At 63.6% G+C, this 15,489-nt stretch carries 10 protein-coding genes and 1 tRNA gene; 4 read left to right on the forward strand and 7 right to left on the reverse strand.

Features of this window, described 5'->3' with window-relative positions; genetic code table 11:
- Positions 1-37 precede the first annotated feature (37 nt).
- Positions 38-1,996 (forward strand): acetoacetate--CoA ligase, encoded by a 1,959-nt coding sequence (locus AC0L3E_RS01365; protein WP_473604040.1) that lies wholly within the window; start codon positions 38-40, stop codon positions 1,994-1,996.
- A 327-nt stretch (positions 1,997-2,323) separates the two neighbouring features.
- Here the strand turns inward: AC0L3E_RS01365 and AC0L3E_RS01370 are convergent, their stop codons facing one another.
- Positions 2,324-6,085 (reverse strand): PAS domain S-box protein, encoded by a 3,762-nt coding sequence (locus AC0L3E_RS01370; RefSeq protein WP_473604359.1) that lies wholly within the window; start codon positions 6,083-6,085, stop codon positions 2,324-2,326.
- A gap of 248 nt (positions 6,086-6,333) precedes the next feature.
- On the opposite strand from AC0L3E_RS01370, the gene AC0L3E_RS01375 reads away from it, so the two are divergent.
- The 3 genes from AC0L3E_RS01375 (at position 6,334) to AC0L3E_RS01385 (ending at position 8,920) form a co-directional block, all read left to right on the forward strand.
- Positions 6,334-6,792 carry a phasin gene (locus AC0L3E_RS01375; protein WP_127327947.1) on the forward strand — a complete coding sequence of 153 codons (459 nt, stop codon included), beginning with the start codon at positions 6,334-6,336 and terminating at the stop codon, positions 6,790-6,792.
- A 370-nt stretch (positions 6,793-7,162) separates the two neighbouring features.
- Positions 7,163-7,239, forward strand: a tRNA-His gene (locus AC0L3E_RS01380).
- Positions 7,240-7,573: 334 nt separating this feature from the next.
- Positions 7,574-8,920 (forward strand): NAD(P)/FAD-dependent oxidoreductase, encoded by a 1,347-nt coding sequence (locus AC0L3E_RS01385; protein ID WP_473604360.1) that lies wholly within the window; start codon positions 7,574-7,576, stop codon positions 8,918-8,920.
- Positions 8,921-8,977: 57 nt separating this feature from the next.
- Here AC0L3E_RS01385 and AC0L3E_RS01390 read toward each other — a convergent pair whose 3' ends face one another.
- The 6 genes from AC0L3E_RS01390 to AC0L3E_RS01415 all read right to left on the reverse strand — a co-directional run bounded on the left by AC0L3E_RS01390 (position 8,978) and on the right by AC0L3E_RS01415 (position 15,398).
- Entirely contained in the window at positions 8,978-10,246 is a 1,269-nt protein-coding gene (locus AC0L3E_RS01390) for a D-tagatose-bisphosphate aldolase, class II, non-catalytic subunit (protein WP_128306777.1), read from the reverse strand.
- The gene (locus AC0L3E_RS01395) at positions 10,246-11,232 is read right to left on the reverse strand and encodes a tagatose kinase (RefSeq protein WP_127395308.1); all 987 of its coding nucleotides are present in this window, start codon (positions 11,230-11,232) and stop codon (positions 10,246-10,248) included. Before AC0L3E_RS01395 ends, AC0L3E_RS01390 begins: the two co-directional genes overlap by 1 nt.
- Positions 11,233-11,385: 153 nt before the next feature.
- On the reverse strand, positions 11,386-12,015 hold the full coding sequence (locus AC0L3E_RS01400) for an HAD family hydrolase (RefSeq protein ID WP_473604041.1): 630 nt from the start codon (positions 12,013-12,015) through the stop codon (positions 11,386-11,388).
- Positions 12,015-13,535 carry an FGGY-family carbohydrate kinase gene (locus tag AC0L3E_RS01405; RefSeq protein ID WP_473604042.1) on the reverse strand — a complete coding sequence of 507 codons (1,521 nt, stop codon included), beginning with the start codon at positions 13,533-13,535 and terminating at the stop codon, positions 12,015-12,017. The genes AC0L3E_RS01400 and AC0L3E_RS01405 overlap by 1 nt, the downstream gene beginning before the upstream one ends.
- A 162-nt stretch (positions 13,536-13,697) precedes the next feature.
- The gene (locus AC0L3E_RS01410; protein ID WP_023809131.1) at positions 13,698-14,498 is read right to left on the reverse strand and encodes a BtpA/SgcQ family protein; all 801 of its coding nucleotides are present in this window, start codon (positions 14,496-14,498) and stop codon (positions 13,698-13,700) included.
- A gap of 39 nt (positions 14,499-14,537) precedes the next feature.
- Positions 14,538-15,398, reverse strand: a complete 861-nt coding sequence (locus AC0L3E_RS01415) for a DeoR/GlpR family DNA-binding transcription regulator (protein ID WP_473604043.1) — start codon at positions 15,396-15,398, stop codon at positions 14,538-14,540.
- Positions 15,399-15,489 lie beyond the last annotated feature (91 nt).

The following is a 15,489-nucleotide window of genomic DNA, read 5'->3' on the forward strand; positions in this document are numbered from 1 at the left end:
GATATGCATAAGCGATGGCGACCGTGGAGGAACGATCATGGCTGCCGGACAACCGCTCTGGACCCCGACGCAAGACCAGATTGACGCAGCACCCTTGACCGCCTTCACCAAGGCCGCCGGAGTGAAAGCCGGCGTAGCGTTTTCCTCGTATTCGCAGCTTCATGCCTGGTCGGTCGAGGACCGTGAGGGGTTCTGGAGCCTGATCTGGGATTTCTGCGGCATCGTCGGCGACAAGGGCGATAACCTGCTCGTCGACGGCGACAAGATGCCCGGCGCTTCTTTCTTTCCCGATGCGACACTGAATTTCGCCGAGAATCTGCTGAAGAAGACCGGCTCAGGCGACGCAATCGTGTTTCGCGGCGAAGACAAGGTCGAGCGCCGGCTGTCCTGGAACGCGTTGCACGCGCTGACCTCGCGGCTGCAGCAGCTTTTCCTGTCGCTCAAGGTGAAGAAGGGCGACCGCATCGCCGCCATGATGCCCAACATGCCGGAGACCGTCGCCGCCATGCTGGCCGCCGCCTCGATCGGCGCGGTCTGGTCGTCCTGCTCTCCCGATTTCGGCGAGCAGGGCGTGCTCGACAGGTTCGGCCAGATCGAGCCCGTCGTCTTCATCGCGCCGGATGGCTATTGGTACAATGGCAAGGCGATCGAAGTCGCCGACAAGATCGCCGCGGTCGCGGCCAAGCTCGGCACTGTCCGCAAGATTCTGGTCGTCGATTATCTCGGCACATCGAGTGATGTCGCCGGGACCATCGACAAGGCGGTAGCGCTGGAAGAGGCGCTGTCGCCCTTCGTCGGCAAGCCCGTTGCCTTCGAGCCGCTGCCGTTTTCGCATCCGCTCTACATCCTGTTTTCGTCGGGAACGACCGGCATTCCCAAATGCATCGCCCATTCGGCCGGCGGCACGCTGATCCAGCATGTCAAGGAACACCGGCTGCATGCCGGTCTCACCGATGGCGACCGCTTCTTCTACTTCACCACCTGCGGCTGGATGATGTGGAACTGGCTGGTGTCGGGGCTCGCTTCGGGGGCCACGTTGCTGCTCTATGACGGTTCGCCCTTCTACCCCGACGGCAGTGTGCTGTTCGATTTCGCCGATGCCGAGAAGATGACGTTCCTCGGCACCTCGGCCAAGTTCATCGATTCCGTGCGCAAGGCTGGCCTCAAGCCGATCCGCACGCATGATCTGGCCACTGTGCGGGCAATCTCCTCCACCGGCTCGCCGCTATCGCCGGAAGATTTCCGCTTCGTTTATGACGGCATCAAGAAGGACGTGCATCTGGCTTCGGTCTCCGGCGGCACCGACATCGTCTCCTGCTTCGTGCTCGGCGTGCCGACGCAGCCTGTCTGGACCGGCGAGATCCAGGGACCCGGCCTTGGCCTTGCGGTCGATGTCTGGGACGATGACGGTAGGCCGGTCCGGCAGGAGAAGGGCGAGTTGGTCTGCACCAAGGCTTTTCCGGCGATGCCGATCGGCTTCTGGAACGACCCCGAGGGCAAGAAGTACCGGGCGGCCTATTTCGAGCGCTTCGACAATGTCTGGTGTCACGGCGATTTCGCCGAATGGACCGCGCATGGCGGCCTGATCATCCATGGCCGCTCCGACGCCACGCTCAACCCGGGCGGCGTGCGCATCGGCACGGCGGAGATCTACAACCAGGTCGAACAGATGCCGGAGATTCTGGAAGCGCTGTGCATCGGCCAGGACTTCGACAACGACGTGCGCGTCGTACTGTTCGTGCGCCTGGCCGCCGGCGCGCAGCTCGACGAAAATCTGGAAAAACGCATCCGCGCCAAGATCCGCAGTGGCGCCAGTCCCCGCCATGTCCCGGCCAGGATCGTTGCCGTGTCGGATATTCCCCGCACCAAGTCGGGTAAGATCACCGAACTCGCGGTGCGCGACGTGGTGCACGGCCGCGCCATCAAGAACAAGGAAGCGCTCGCCAACCCGGAAGCGCTCGACCTGTTCAAGAACCTGCCGCAGCTGGCCGAGTAGCTGCTACTGCATGTCGCTCAAAAGTGGTCCGGTTTTGAGACAACGACATGCATGAAAAAGGCCTTTCCGGCATGGTTAACGAAATATCTCGCTAGAATTTACCTAGATTTCATGAGTGGTACACATTCGTAAATTTTCCGGCACTCCGGTAAGGAGTTGTTAAGGTCCGGCGTCGATAGTCGCAGGTAACTTGAGGGAGAAATCCCGTTCCTCAGCCCCGAGGATCCGAATTCGCTCAAGCCCCCGTTGTGACAGCAATCCCATCTCTTAAGGCGCCCTTTGGGCGCCTTTTCTTTTTATCGGGACCGAACCGCGGAGAGGGCTGATCTATTCCGCGAGCACACGGGTCGACGGAAAAGCGACCTCGACCAGAGTGCCTTCGCCCGGTGTCGAATTGATGGTGAACCGGGCACGGTTGGCTTCCACCATCGCTTTGGTCAACGGCAGTCCAAGCCCGGTACCGTCACCGCGTCCGCGCTTCAGCGCGTTAATCTGCTTGAACGGCTTCAGCGCCTGCTCGATCTCGGCATGGCTCATGCCGATGCCGGTGTCTCGCACCCGCATGACGACGTCGCCCGACGTCTCATAAGCGGTCGAGACGATCACCTGGCCGCCGGCCTGGGTGTAACGGATGGCATTCGACAGGATGTTGAGCGCGATCTGGCGCACGCTGCGCAGGTCGGCCACCACTTCCGGCAGCCGCGAAGCGAAGCTGGAGCGGATGATGACCCGTTCGCGGTTGGCCTGCGGCTGCATCATCGCCACCGTCTCGGCCAGCGTGTCGTTGAGCGACACCGCTTCATAGGCCATCTCCTGCTGGCCGGCCTCGATCTTGGAGATGTCGAGCAGGTCGTTGACCAGATCGAGCACATGATTGCCCGAGCGGTTGATATCGCGCAGATAGTCGCGGTAGCGGTCGTTGGCGACAGGTCCGAACTTCTCGTCGACCATCAATTCCGAAAAACCGATGATGGCATTGAGCGGGGTGCGGATCTCGTGGCTGATGCGGGCCAGGAAATCGGTCTTCTGCGAGGACGCGCGCTCGGCCACCGCACGTGCCTGCGTCAAGTCCTCTTCGGCCCGCTTCCACTGCGTGATGTCGCGAACGACGGCGCAGAAGCCGCTGTCGTTGGGCAGCCGACCGATGGTCATGAACAGCGGAATGAAGCGGCCTTGCGACTCGCGCCCGATCACCTCGCGGCCGTCGTTCATGACACTCGCCACGCCGGGCTCGGACAGTCCGTTGAGATAGTCGCGCGCCGCGCGCTGGCTTTCGATCGCAAACAGCGAGGCGAACGGCTTGCCGGTCACATCGTCGCTGTCGAAGCCGAACAGCGCTTCCGCAGGCCGGCTAATCGATCGGATGGTGCCGTCACGGCCGATCAACACGACGCCGTCGGTGGCGGTGTCGATAATGGTGCGCATCTCGGCGATGCGCGCCTTGAGTTCGGAGATATCCGGCTGCGTCTGCTCGTCGCCAACCACATGCAGGCTCGCCGGCGCATCATCCTCGCCGGAGCGTCGCACGACCAGCATCAGCGCCTTGCCGTCGCGCCAGGGGACCGAGCGCAAAATGGCCTCGATCGGGAATTCCTGTCCGTCACGCGTTTTCAGCCGCAGCGCGCGATCGGTGCCGTCGGAAACGCCGTCGTCGGCATAGGGGTCGGCAAACAACGCGCCGAGGCCGCCGGCATCCGCCAGATCGTCAAGCGCCTCGTAACCCGTCAGGCTGAGGAATTCCTCATTCGCATAGTGCAACCGGTCCCCGGAATGGATGAGCAGCGGCACGGGCAGCTTGCCGAGCAGCGACGTGTCCGGAGCCTTGTGTTCATCTCCGGCGGAAAACGCCGACGGCACGAACCCTTCGGCCTTGAGCGGCGGAACCTGCAGGCGAGGGCGCTCGAGGGGTATTTCCGCAGAGTCGCCTGCGGTTTCCTCGCCAACCGTCTGCTCGTCGGGCGACGCGGCTTCCTCGTCGGGCTGCGCCCAATCCTCATTGTCTTCGGCATCGCGAAAATCCGCCGACGTCATGCTGTCGTCATCGAGGCCATCATGTGTCGCGTCAGTGGCTTCAGGCTCTTCGCCGGGCGAAACGGCAGCTGTGTTCTCTGGTTCCGCCGCCACGGGGCCACGTTCGTCATCTTGGCCGGCATAGTCGAGCAACGAGCCCGTCACATTCACCCCCGAGCGGGCGTCACGAGGGGCTTCGTCCGCGTGACCGTCAAGCCGTGCCAGATCCCGCTCGTCTTCGGCATCGACATCGGATGCCTCGACCGGTTCGTTCTCTGGCCCTGACGCAGGGATGCCGTCGGTGCGCATCGGGTCGTCGGACGCATTGACCGGAGCCTCGGTCTCCGCTGCCGATGCCTCCACAGTCTCGGTCTCTGGCGGCCCGACCGGAGCGCTATCCTTCTTCAGCCGCTCGCCGATTTCGCGGAACGCGCTGCGTTCCAGGGTCGACAGGCCCTTGTCGTTGGCAGGCTGGCGATGTTCGGCGAGCCGGATCACCTTATCGGCAAAGCGCCGCTCCTGTTTCGGCACGATGGTCAGCGCCGGCACCTCGCCCTTGAACGGATCCGATGCCTGCGTGTCCTCGGTCTTGGGCTCTTCGGCGTTCGGCTGTTCGGGCGCGGGTTGGATGACTTGCGGTTCCGGCGTTGCCGGCGCCTGGCTATTGGGCACCAGCGCCATGCCGATGGCCTCCGGATCGACGACCGCGTCGCTGGCGCGGGCGACGCCGAAGCCGCGGAAACCCTCGAAGGCGCGGCTGCGGCCATAGACAGGCAGCGCCGCCAGGTCGACCGGTATCTTCAGATCGGTGCCGACGACCGGCCACAGCACGGAGCGCCCGGACCAGGTATCGCGCCGTTCGAGGAGCCCTGATATCTCGCCGGAGGGGTCGAGGCCGAATGTAGCGGCGACATCCCTGAAGCGGCGGCCGATCACGTCGGCCGCCGGCTTGCCGACGATGTCGGCGAATTCCGGCGACAGCGCGCTGAACTTGCCTTCGGCATCGGTGCGCCAGACGAAGCGCACCGGCGCTGCGGCGCGGTCTATCGCCGAGACGGTCGTCGGCGTGGCCGTGGACTGGACTTCCAAGGCGGCCGGCTCTTGAGGCGCTTCAGGTCCGGACGCGGCAGGTCGCGGCGCCTGTTCCCCTCCGTCCTCGCCGGCGTTGAAGTACCAATGGTCGTGCTGCGCGGGCATGCGCTCTGCTGCCGGCTGATCGCTGTTGGCCGCCGTCGGCGCCTGCCCGATCGCATCGGCGATCTCATGCTGCGATGCGGCGATGTCGCCGGCCGGCTGCGAGGCGCTCGGTTCGTCGGTCGGTGCCTCGCGACCCTGTTCCGGCTGGGAAGCCGCGTCGCCAGCAGGTGCCGTCTCGGCAATGGTTTGCGTAGGATGTTCGCCCGCAGGGGCTGTGTCGTCGAGCTGGTCCTCGTCGATCACCACCAGCAGATGCCGCTCCTCGGTCAATCTTGCCAGCCCTGCCGGGTAGGAGGCCGTGCCGCCGGGGACAAGGCGCTTGACGATGCGGTCGCTCTCGGCTGCGACGTCGGCGACCAGTGCCGCCAGCGTCTCCGGCAGGATGCCCAGTGCCGAAAATCCTTCCGAGGCCGCCTCGACGTTGCCCCCGGCATCGACAAAGGCGATGAAATGACCATCCTCTGTGAGGCCGCTAATGGCGCGCGCGGCGATTTCGCTGGCACTGCGTGACCCGGTCTGAGCCGCTGGCACTGCCAGCATGATCGCCTTTTCGGCGTCCGGCATGGTCACCGCACTGGCCAGGAAGCCGACGGCGCGGCTGGTCATGCCGGTCGCCAGCCGCACCATGATGGCGCGGTCACTGCCAATCTCGGGAAATCCGCTGGTCGCCATGATCTGGCGCCTGGCGATCACAGGCAACTGCGTCGACGCGCCGATGATCGCCTCGATGTCGGGATAACCGAACATCGCGGCTCCTGGCCCGTTGGCCCAGATCACCTGCTCCAGATCCGCCGACAGGATCGCGATCGCGTCGCCTGCCGCAAAGCGCTGGCGGACCGCGTCGAGCACGGCGACATCGAGGAAGGAATATTCGGACGGCATGCGCTTGGCGGACCTCACGGAGCGGCGATTTTGCAGTTAACGCTTTGTTAATAAAAGCCGGAGGCGCGAAGGTCCACAAGCCAGAACGTGCAAAGGCTGGAATCTGGGCTCTTGGTTAACGGCCCAAAAGAAATTTATGGTGCACTGCAACAAAGATATTGCAATGCACAAAATTTGCCTTTATATTGCCATCATACAGGAACGAGACGGCTTTCTGTCAAAGCCGCTGCCGCTGAAAAGGATGGAAAATGTCCAGGACCAAGACCGCCGAGACGATCGAAAACGTTGAATTCCCGAGCTTCGACGCTTCCAAGGCCACCGACCAGATGCGCGCCTTCGCCGAAAAGGGCGTTGAGCAGTCGAAAGAGGCCTATGCCAAGCTGAAGACCGGCGCCGAGGAGACCCAGAAGGCTCTGGAGTCGACCTACGAGACCGCCAAGACCGTTTCCAACGACCTGTCGCTCAAGACCATCTCCGCTTTGCGTGCCAATGCCGAGGCCGGCTTTTCCCACCTCGAAGCCCTGATCGGCGCCAAGTCGCTGTCGGAAGTCGTCGAGCTGCAGACCGCCTTCCTGCGCAAGCGCGTCGAATCGACCGTCGAGCAGGCCAAGGACTTCCAGGCCGTTGCCTCCAAGGCGGCCGAGGACGTCTCCAAGCCGATCAAGACCGCCTTCGAGAAGGCGATGAAGGAAATCAAGGTTGCCTAACATTTGCGCATGATCTGAAGATGCAACAAAAGGTCGCATTTTCTTAAAAACGATCAGGTGTATGATAGCAGCCATCAAGGAATACCCGGTGAGTGGAACCTCCTCCCTCTGCTCCCCGGGGTGACCAGCCAGCACCTCCTCCCGCTGGCTCGTAACAGGAAAAGGCCGGCACCTCCTCCCGCCGGCCTTTTTCTTTGTCCAGCGCCCGGTCCTTGCCTGGTCCTTCTTGCCAGGCAAATGCCGCGTCGATGTGGGGAAGTGACCTTTGCTTTCCAAAAGCCTTGAATTAGAATCCATAAGCCCGTAAGGACGCATCGCCGAACGACAGAGCGGGCGGATGAGTTTCTGTTTCGATCCGCTCAGGCAACGTGCCGTTGTAGCTCAGATGGTTAGAGCGCCGGATTGTGGATCCGGAGGTCGCTGGTTCGATCCCAGCCAACGGTACCATCGGATTTTTCCTGTAAGTAATTGATTGGTTGGACGATTTTGCGGAATTGCTCTGGCCCTTAAGCCATTTTGGCGGTTTTGTGATACCTATTGCATTCTGGCCTTCGCGCTCAAGGTTCAGACTAGTTGGGCCGGCCTGTCGGCGGTTTCAGGACTCATTGGCCAGGGCTCTTCCAGACCCGCGATCTGTCGCCGTTCTTGTCTGCAAGCACTAGCTGACGATCAATCTCCTCGCGTGGTATCGACATTTCACGGCGGCCAGATATCGCTGCCCAGATCTCGCTGCCAGCGTGGACCGGATGTCGCCGCAGCATACCAAGAAGGACGGTGCTCTTTGACAATCTTCCCCTTCACCGAAGCCACCCCGATCCAGTTCCAGCATCCCCTGCCGAAGACTTCGGACGTCGTGATCATCGGCGGCGGGGTCATTGGCGTGAGCACGGCACTGTTCCTGGCGCGACGGAACGTCTCGGTGACGCTGCTGGAAAAGGGCCGCATCGCCGCCGAGCAATCCTCGCGCAATTGGGGCTGGATCCGACAGCAGGGCCGCGATGCCGACGAACTGCCGATCGTCATCGAAGCGCAGCGCCTCTGGCGGCAACTGGCGCAGGAATGTGGCGAGGACATAGGACTGAAGCAGACGGGCGTTACCTATCTTGCGCGGACAGACAAGGAGATGGCCGGTTTCGCGAAGTTTCTCGAGGTTGCCCAGGCTCATGGCGTCGAGACGCGTCTCCTCGACCAAGGTGAGTTGGCAAGCCTGATCCCTGCCATGTCGCGACCGTTCAAAGGGGCAATGATCACCCCATCGGACATGCGGGCGGAACCTTGGGTCGCGGTGCCCGCGCTTGCTCGCCTGGCGGCCCGCGAAGGTGTGACGATCATCGAGAATTGCGCGGCACGTATGCTCGACATCTCCGCGGGACGCATCAGTGGCGTCTGGACCGAGAAAGGGCACATCGCGACCTCGAGCGTCGTCGTCGCCAGCGGCGCGTGGACGTCGCTCTTTCTGCGCGCCCACGGCATCTCGATTCCGCAGCTCAGCGTCAGGGCGACCGTCGCCGCGACAGCACCTATGCCGGAAATCCACACCGGTGCCGCCGCGGATGAATGCATCGCTTTCCGGCGCAGGCAGGATGGCGGGTATACGCTCGCATCGGGAGGCAGTAGCCAACTCTACATAGGGCCGGACGCATTTCGCCATGCGGGCAAATATTTCAGCGCCCTGATGGCCAATCCCTTCGGCACGCGCTACCTGCCGGCCGCGCCGCGAGGATACCCGGATGGCTGGTCGACGCCGCGCAGATGGAACGCGGATGAAGAAAGCCCTTTCGAACGGATGCGCGTCCTCAATCCGGCTCCCGAGACGTCGGCGCTTCGCGCCATCGACCGCGGGTTCAGGGAGCTTTTCCCTCAGTTCACGACTGTGCCGATCAAGGCGAGCTGGGCGGGCATGATCGATGCGATGCCTGATGTCGTGCCCATCGTCGATCGCGCCGCTGCGATCCCGGGTCTCGTCATAGCGACCGGGATGAGTGGTCACGGCTTCGGCATCGGACCCGGCATTGGCCGTGTGCTGTCCGACCTCGTCCAAGGCAACGAGACCGGGCACAATCTCTACAGGTTCCGTCAATCCCGTTTCAGCGACGGCAGTCCGATCCGATTGGGGCCATCGCTGTAAGCGTTCCTGCCGCCCGCCAGGCCATCCGCTCTGGCCTTGAAGTGCCGGACGAGGATCTCAGGTGCCGCATGCCCGGGCGTAGGCCTCGATGCTCCGCCGGACGTGACCGATCGCGATCTCCTCGCCGTCGCAGGCGCGGCCAGCCCATGTGACTGCAGAAGGCAGGTGCTGGAGAAACAGCGTCACCGGTACCCTCCGGCCTTTCAACGTATCGAAAAGACGGTTGCAGGCGGCACGGGCTTGCGGGATCGCCCAATAATATCGGATGCGATCGGAATAGGAGTAGTGGCGCAGCGTCCGCTTGTCGGCATCGCTTCCATGATAGTGGCTTGCCCAATTCTTGGGGGTGCCTTGCATCAGCTCTTCCATTGCGCGGTAAAGCGGCCGCTCGCCATAGCCAGGCGCCAGGTCGGAAGCGATCAGGTCGAGCGCGTACAGCGCCTCGCGCAGCTTGAAGGTCAGCTCGGGTCCGACCTTGAGGACGGCGAAGCCGTCCTCGACGAGTTCACGCAGCGGCCTCTCACCCTGATAGTCCGTCGAATGGGCTTCGAAAATGAGCGACGGCAATCTGTCGAGGGTTGCCGCCAGGCCGCGGGCCTTTGCCCGATCGTAGAAAATCACATTCTGGTTGCCGAACTCCACGCCCGGCTGCACCACAAGCCCGATGACGCGGGAAAATGCGCTTTCAAGCCCGGCGGTGTGGAATGCCTGGGCATGAATGGCATGTGTCTGGCGAGCGGCCTCCGGACTGGTCGGGGTGATCGCATCCAATGTGTGATCGGCGCCGCCGGGCGGCGGCACTTCCGTGCCGATGATGTAAACCGGGCTTGCCCCGCCGCTCTGCGCTGCCGCCTGCTCCGCGACGCCTGCTAGCCTAGCCGCGCGCCCGGCCACTGTGTGGTCGTCTAGCGCCGCCGGTTCACCCGCGCAGCCCATCGAGGCATCGAGGTGGATCTTGCGGAAGCCGGCGCGGACATAGGCATCGATCATCGTCCCGGCCTGCGCCATCGCCTCCTCGGCGGGCCGGTCTCTCCAGGGATTGGGGCCGAGATGATCCCCGCCAAGCACGATCAGCTCTTGCGGGCACTGCTCGGCTGCCGCGAGCGCTTCCACCATCGCCGCGAAATCGGCCGGCGTCATGCCCGTATAACCACCCAGATGATTGACCTGATTACACGTCGCCTCGATCAGGACGGTGGTGCCGGTTTCCCGCCCGTGGCGCAGTGCGGCTTTCAGCACCAGCGGGTGCGCCGAGCACACCGAGGTCACCCCGATTTTCTTCCCGTCCCTGTGCAGGGCCGGCAAATCTTCGATCGCCACACGCATCAATTTCTTCTCGCCGTTCTTGCCATGAAATCTTCCAGCTCGGCCGGCGTGCCGGCTCCCTCCATGGGACCGAGGCGTGTGACGTTGCGCGCCCCTGCCGCGTTGGCGAATTCGAGCGCCGTCTGCAGCGCCATCCCCAGCCGCCGGCATGCGACATAGGCTCCCCCGAAACAGTCGCCGGCGCCGGTGGGGTCCGTTTCCTCGACGATGAGGCCGGGGCAATCGGCGCGGGCTCCGGTGCTTTGACGGGCTGACGCGCCATGTTCGCCGCGCTTCACGGCGATCTCCTTGACCCCTCGTCTGAACAGCGCCTCGATCGCGCGTTCCTCCCCGTCCGTGCCGGCGGCCAGGAACAATTCATTGCCCGACGGCAGCAGCAGGTCCGCTTCGTCCACCAGACCGGCGAATTTCTCCTCGGTCTGGCCGTGCGCCAGCAATTCCTTGCGCAGGTTCGGATCGAGCGACATCGTGCCGCCGCGTGCCTTGATCAGCGGGATCGCGCGTTCGGTGATCGCCCAGGCTGCGGGACTTGCGAACACCGTTCCCATGACATGGATATGCCCGCAACGCGCGATCAGCGCCTCGACCTGCGGGCTCCATTCCAGTCGGGCGGCGGCGGATTTGGCGATGTTGTAGACGAAATCGCGGCTTCCGTCCGTGCGGTAGCGAACAAAGGCGCTGCCCGTCGGATAATCCGGGGAAACAGCGATGGCTGAAGTGTCTACGCCGTCCCGCTTCAGGCGCTCCATGTTGACGACGCCGAAATCGTCGTCGCCGACCACGCCCACCATTGCGGCCGCTCCGCCCATACGTGCGCATTGATCGATGAAGATGGCGGGCGCGCCGCTCGGAAAGGGACCAATGAGGTCGATAGGTTCCCGGAAGCCGGTGCCCGTCTGCCTCGCGACGATCTCTACCAGGATTTCTCCAATCGTCACGGTTGGCCCGAGCGAGTCCGCTGCAAGTGTTTGGGGGAGGTCGTTCATCAAGCGTCCAATCCTGGGTGTGGTGTCGTTCGCGGTTTCACGACGCCGAGGCGCAAGAGGATTCCTACCGGATCGATGTGAATCGATCAGCTGCCATCACGCTACAAACCTGCATGCATGGTCAAGCGCACACTTGGAACGACGCGCAAACCCTCAGCCGGGAAACAGGTCCAGGATCGACGACAGACGGTTGGTACTGAGATCGACGTCGTCGAGCAGGACGCCGCTGGGGAGATAGCCAACCACGAACAGACCGGCGGCCCGTGCGGCCCTGGTACCGGTGCGGCTGTCTTCCACGGCCACCACCGACCCTGGAGCTACGGCGAGCTGCCGGCAGGCCTCGCGATAGGGCGTTGGGTCGGGCTTGCCGGCCGACACGTCGTCGAGGCTGATTGTGAGGCTCATATGGTCGAGCACGCCGAGCGCATCGAGATTGGCATTGACGACTTGCCGGCCGGAATTCGAGACGCAGACCTGCGGGACGCCGCGGTCAGCCAGGGCCCGGATCGTCTCGACCGCCTCGGGGATCGGGACGGCGTTCGCCCGGTTCGCGACGTAGTGGGCATTGATAGCGGCGAGCCACTCCGCCTGGTCGAGCCCGACCGGGAGACGCGGACGCAGCATTGTCCAGACGTCGCCCATATGGATGCCGCGAAAGGCTTGGTCGGGCAGGTCGTCAAGATCGACGTTCCAGTTGCGGCAGCCGGCGAGGAGGGATTGATGATGCAACGGCTCGCTGTCGATCAGCGTTCCGTCGATGTCCCAGGCGACGGCGCGATACATCACGATGACGATCCCGCTCTGGTCGCGCCAGGAGCCGACAGGCGCGCATAAAGATCGCGATAGCGGCGATAGCCGTCGCGGTAGATGTCAGCCTTGCGCGGGTCGGGATCGAGCCGGTCGGCGAAGCTGACGAAACCGGAAACGCCCGACCAGTCGTCGGTCAGGCCGACGCCGATCGCCGCCGTCCAGGCAGCGCCGATACAAGAGCCGGGGTGCCCGGTCAGGCGTTGGACCGGCTTTTGCAGGACATCCGCGACAATCTGCATCCAGACCTTGCTGCTTGAGCCGCCGTCGGAGGCGAGATAGCGCTCGGTCCGGTGGCCCATGTCGTTGAGCACCTCGATATGATGCGCGATGGCGAAGGCATAGGCCTCGAGCAAAGCGCGCCAGACATGGCCGATATCGTGCGACAGCGTCAGCCCATCGATCACGCCACGAGCCGCTGGATCATGGATCGGCGTCTTCTCGCCGAGGAAGTAAGGCAGGACGGTGAGGCCGTCGGCACCGGCGGGACGCTCTGCCGCCAGCGCATCGAGCCGCTGGTGTACCGAAATACCATCGGCCTGTGCCGTGGCCATCTCGCCGCCGGCGAAATTGCGTACGAACCAGTTGAGGCCCGAGCCGCCGGTCGACATACAGCCATTGGGCATGAACAGGCCCGGCACCAGGTGGTAATCAAGATACATGCGGGGATCTGGCTTGATCTGATCGGTGGCGATCAGGATATCGACCGAGCCGCCGAATTTCAGGAGGACATCGCCTGCTTTGGCAACTCCGGCGCCGAGCGCGGAAGCGATCATGTCGGCCGCACCCCCGACGACAGGTGTTCCCGCCATCAGGCCGGTCTCATCCGCGGTCTTCGCCGAGACGGAACCGAGGATCTCATGCGAGGCGATCTTTCGTGGCACGGCCGAGCGCGGTATGTGGGCGAGCGCCACCAGGTCGTCGTCGATCCGGTGCGTCGAAACATCGACGAAGCCGGCCTCCAGCGCCCAGTTCTGCTCAACCGCACGTTCACCGGTGAGGCGCCAGTTGATATAGTCATAGGAGCCGAAAACGGTGGCGATGCGGCTGAACACCTGCGGCTCGTGACGCTCTATCCAGCGCAGCTTTGCGGTGACCAGCTGTTGGTTGATGCCGTTGCCGGCCTTGGCGATGAAAGCCGCCTCATCGCATTCGGTCCGCAGTTCGGCAACTTCGGCGCCACAGCGGCCGTCGCTCTGCTGGATGCTCGGTCGCAGCACCTCGCCCTGCTCGTCCAGAAGAACGACCGCCGGCAGCATGCCGGTGGTGCCGATCGCCACGATCTCTTCGGCCTTGATGCCGCTGGTCCTCAGCAACTCCTGCACGATGTCGCGGACATTGGTCCACCATTGCGCGGGATCTTCCTCGGCCCAGCCCGCATGCTCGGAATGCAGCGTGACGGGGCGCGAGGCGAGGCCCAGCACCTGATCGGGAAGCCGGATCAGAATGCCCATCGTCGAGGTGGTGCCGATATCGAGACCGAGAACGAACGCCATGTCGAATCCATTGAAATGCCGGGAAGGGCAGGCGGGCGAACCTGTCTGCCTCGTCGTGTCCCGCTGCTCGATACCAGTCGATCATTCCGGACGCCGGCCCGCAACGATCGATATGATCACCGCGAGCCGGCGCGATGGCCGGCATCGCCGTGGAAGCCGTCCTCAGCGCAAAGTGGCGACAACGTCCATGAAGCGCTTGACCCGATCGCCGTCGACGGCGTTCCAGGTATTGCCATCGATCTTGAAATGGGTCCCGATCACGACGCCGCTCGCCAGCGAAAGGACATCGCGGACATTGTCGATGTTCACGCCGGTGTTGGCGAAGACCGGCACGTCCTTGATCGTCTCGCAGACGCTGCGCAGGTGGGACTGGTCGGCCGGCTGGCCAGTGATCGGACCGGAAACGAGGATGGCGTCGGCCATCGACGAGAACACCGCGCTCTTGGCGCGCAATTCAATAGGACGCTGGTCGAGCGAGTGTGCGAACTCTGCATTGATGTTGAAGAGAAGCTTCATGTCGTCGCGGCCAAGATTGTGCCGCAGGCGCGAGGCGGCGGCGCAATCGGGCTCCCACAGGCCCATGTCGGAAGCAAACAGGCCGGTGAAGATCTCGCGCACGAAACGGGCTCCGGTGGCCGCCCCGATCGCGACGCTGGCAGTCGGGTCCCAGAGATAATTGACGCCAAACGGCACCTTCAGCTCGGGTTTCACCGCCTGGACGATCGCGGTCATGGCGGCAATGCCTTCGGGCGGCGCCTTGAAGACATAGGGGCGGTCGTTCTCGTTGCCGAACATGATGGCATCGACGCCGCCGCTCTGCAGCTTGCGGATGTCGGAGAGCACGCCATCGATCAGCTTGTCGAGGCCGCCATCGGCATCATAGAGGGGCGTTCCCGGCAGGGCACCGATATGTGCCATCGAGATGACAGCCTTCTTCTTGTCGCCGAAAAATTCAAATACCATCGAGTCGTCTCCTTGGGGATAAAGTGAAAATGTTGCGCCTCAGTCGCGCGTCAGCGGCGGCGCGATGCGCAGGTCGACCTTGGCCGCGGCGAGCGCTGCGGCGATCTTGGCCGGCGGCTCGGCATCGGTGATGAGGATGTCGATGTCCGACAGTGGCGCTATCCGCACCAGCGACATGCGCAGGAATTTGGCGGAATCGCAGAGCACGATCTTGGTGCCTGAGCGTCTCAGATAGGCGCGCTTCATGTCGGTATCATCGAAGGAATAGTCGAAGAGGCCGTCCGCCGTGATGCCGGAGACGCCGATCACGGCGACGTCGAACCACAGCGCCTCGAACTGGGCGATGGCCGCGGGTCCGCCGGTCGACATCTCGTCGGCTCGTACGCGGCCGCCGGCAACATAGACTTCGGGCACACCGCCGTTCAGCGCCGCCGCGATCCTGAGGCTGTTGGTGAACACCTTGGCGTGCGGAAGGTCCTTGAGGTGCTCGGCCATCAGATAGGTGGTGGTGCCGACATCCAATGCGATCGTGCGGTATCCCGAAACCAAGGCGGCCGCGGCGGCGGCAATCGCGGCCTTCGGGTCACGGCGCTGGCGCAAGCGCGAATCGAAACTCGGCTCCTCACTGTCCATGGCGACCAGCGGCGGGTTGTCCGCCTCGATCGCGCCGCCATGGATTCGCACCAGCCTGCCCTCGCGTTCCAGTTCGACGAGATCGCGGCGGATCGTCATGTCGGAAACGGCAAGTTCGGCCGCGGCCGTAGCGACGGTGAGCGACCCCGTCCGGCGCAGCAAAGCCAGGATGCGTGCCTGCCGATCGTGCGCAAGAAGGCGCTGACGGTCGGCATCGCGCGGTGCGCCATGCGTGGACGATAGAGGAGAGGCGGTGTCGTCGGCCATCGATGTATCCGGTGGGTAAGCCGCTGACGAAGCGGTCTGCTACTTCAACTCTACCGTATGATCAAACATTTTCAAACAAAAATATGTTTGC

Source organism: Mesorhizobium sp. WSM4822 (assembly GCF_055811155.1).

Coding starts and splice junctions, on each gene's coding strand:
- AC0L3E_RS01370 (WP_473604359.1), bottom strand. CDS start 6,085: ATGCCGTCCGAATATTCCTTCCTCGATGTCGCCGTGCTCGACGCGGTC.
- AC0L3E_RS01375 (WP_127327947.1), top strand. CDS start 6,334: ATGTCCAGGACCAAGACCGCCGAGACGATCGAAAACGTTGAATTCCCG.
- AC0L3E_RS01415 (WP_473604043.1), bottom strand. CDS start 15,398: ATGGCCGACGACACCGCCTCTCCTCTATCGTCCACGCATGGCGCACCG.
- AC0L3E_RS01400 (WP_473604041.1), bottom strand. CDS start 12,015: ATGTATCGCGCCGTCGCCTGGGACATCGACGGAACGCTGATCGACAGC.
- AC0L3E_RS01365 (WP_473604040.1), top strand. CDS start 38: ATGGCTGCCGGACAACCGCTCTGGACCCCGACGCAAGACCAGATTGAC.
- AC0L3E_RS01410 (WP_023809131.1), bottom strand. CDS start 14,498: ATGGTATTTGAATTTTTCGGCGACAAGAAGAAGGCTGTCATCTCGATG.
- AC0L3E_RS01390 (WP_128306777.1), bottom strand. CDS start 10,246: ATGCGTGTGGCGATCGAAGATTTGCCGGCCCTGCACAGGGACGGGAAG.
- AC0L3E_RS01405 (WP_473604042.1), bottom strand. CDS start 13,535: ATGGCGTTCGTTCTCGGTCTCGATATCGGCACCACCTCGACGATGGGC.
- AC0L3E_RS01395 (WP_127395308.1), bottom strand. CDS start 11,232: ATGAACGACCTCCCCCAAACACTTGCAGCGGACTCGCTCGGGCCAACC.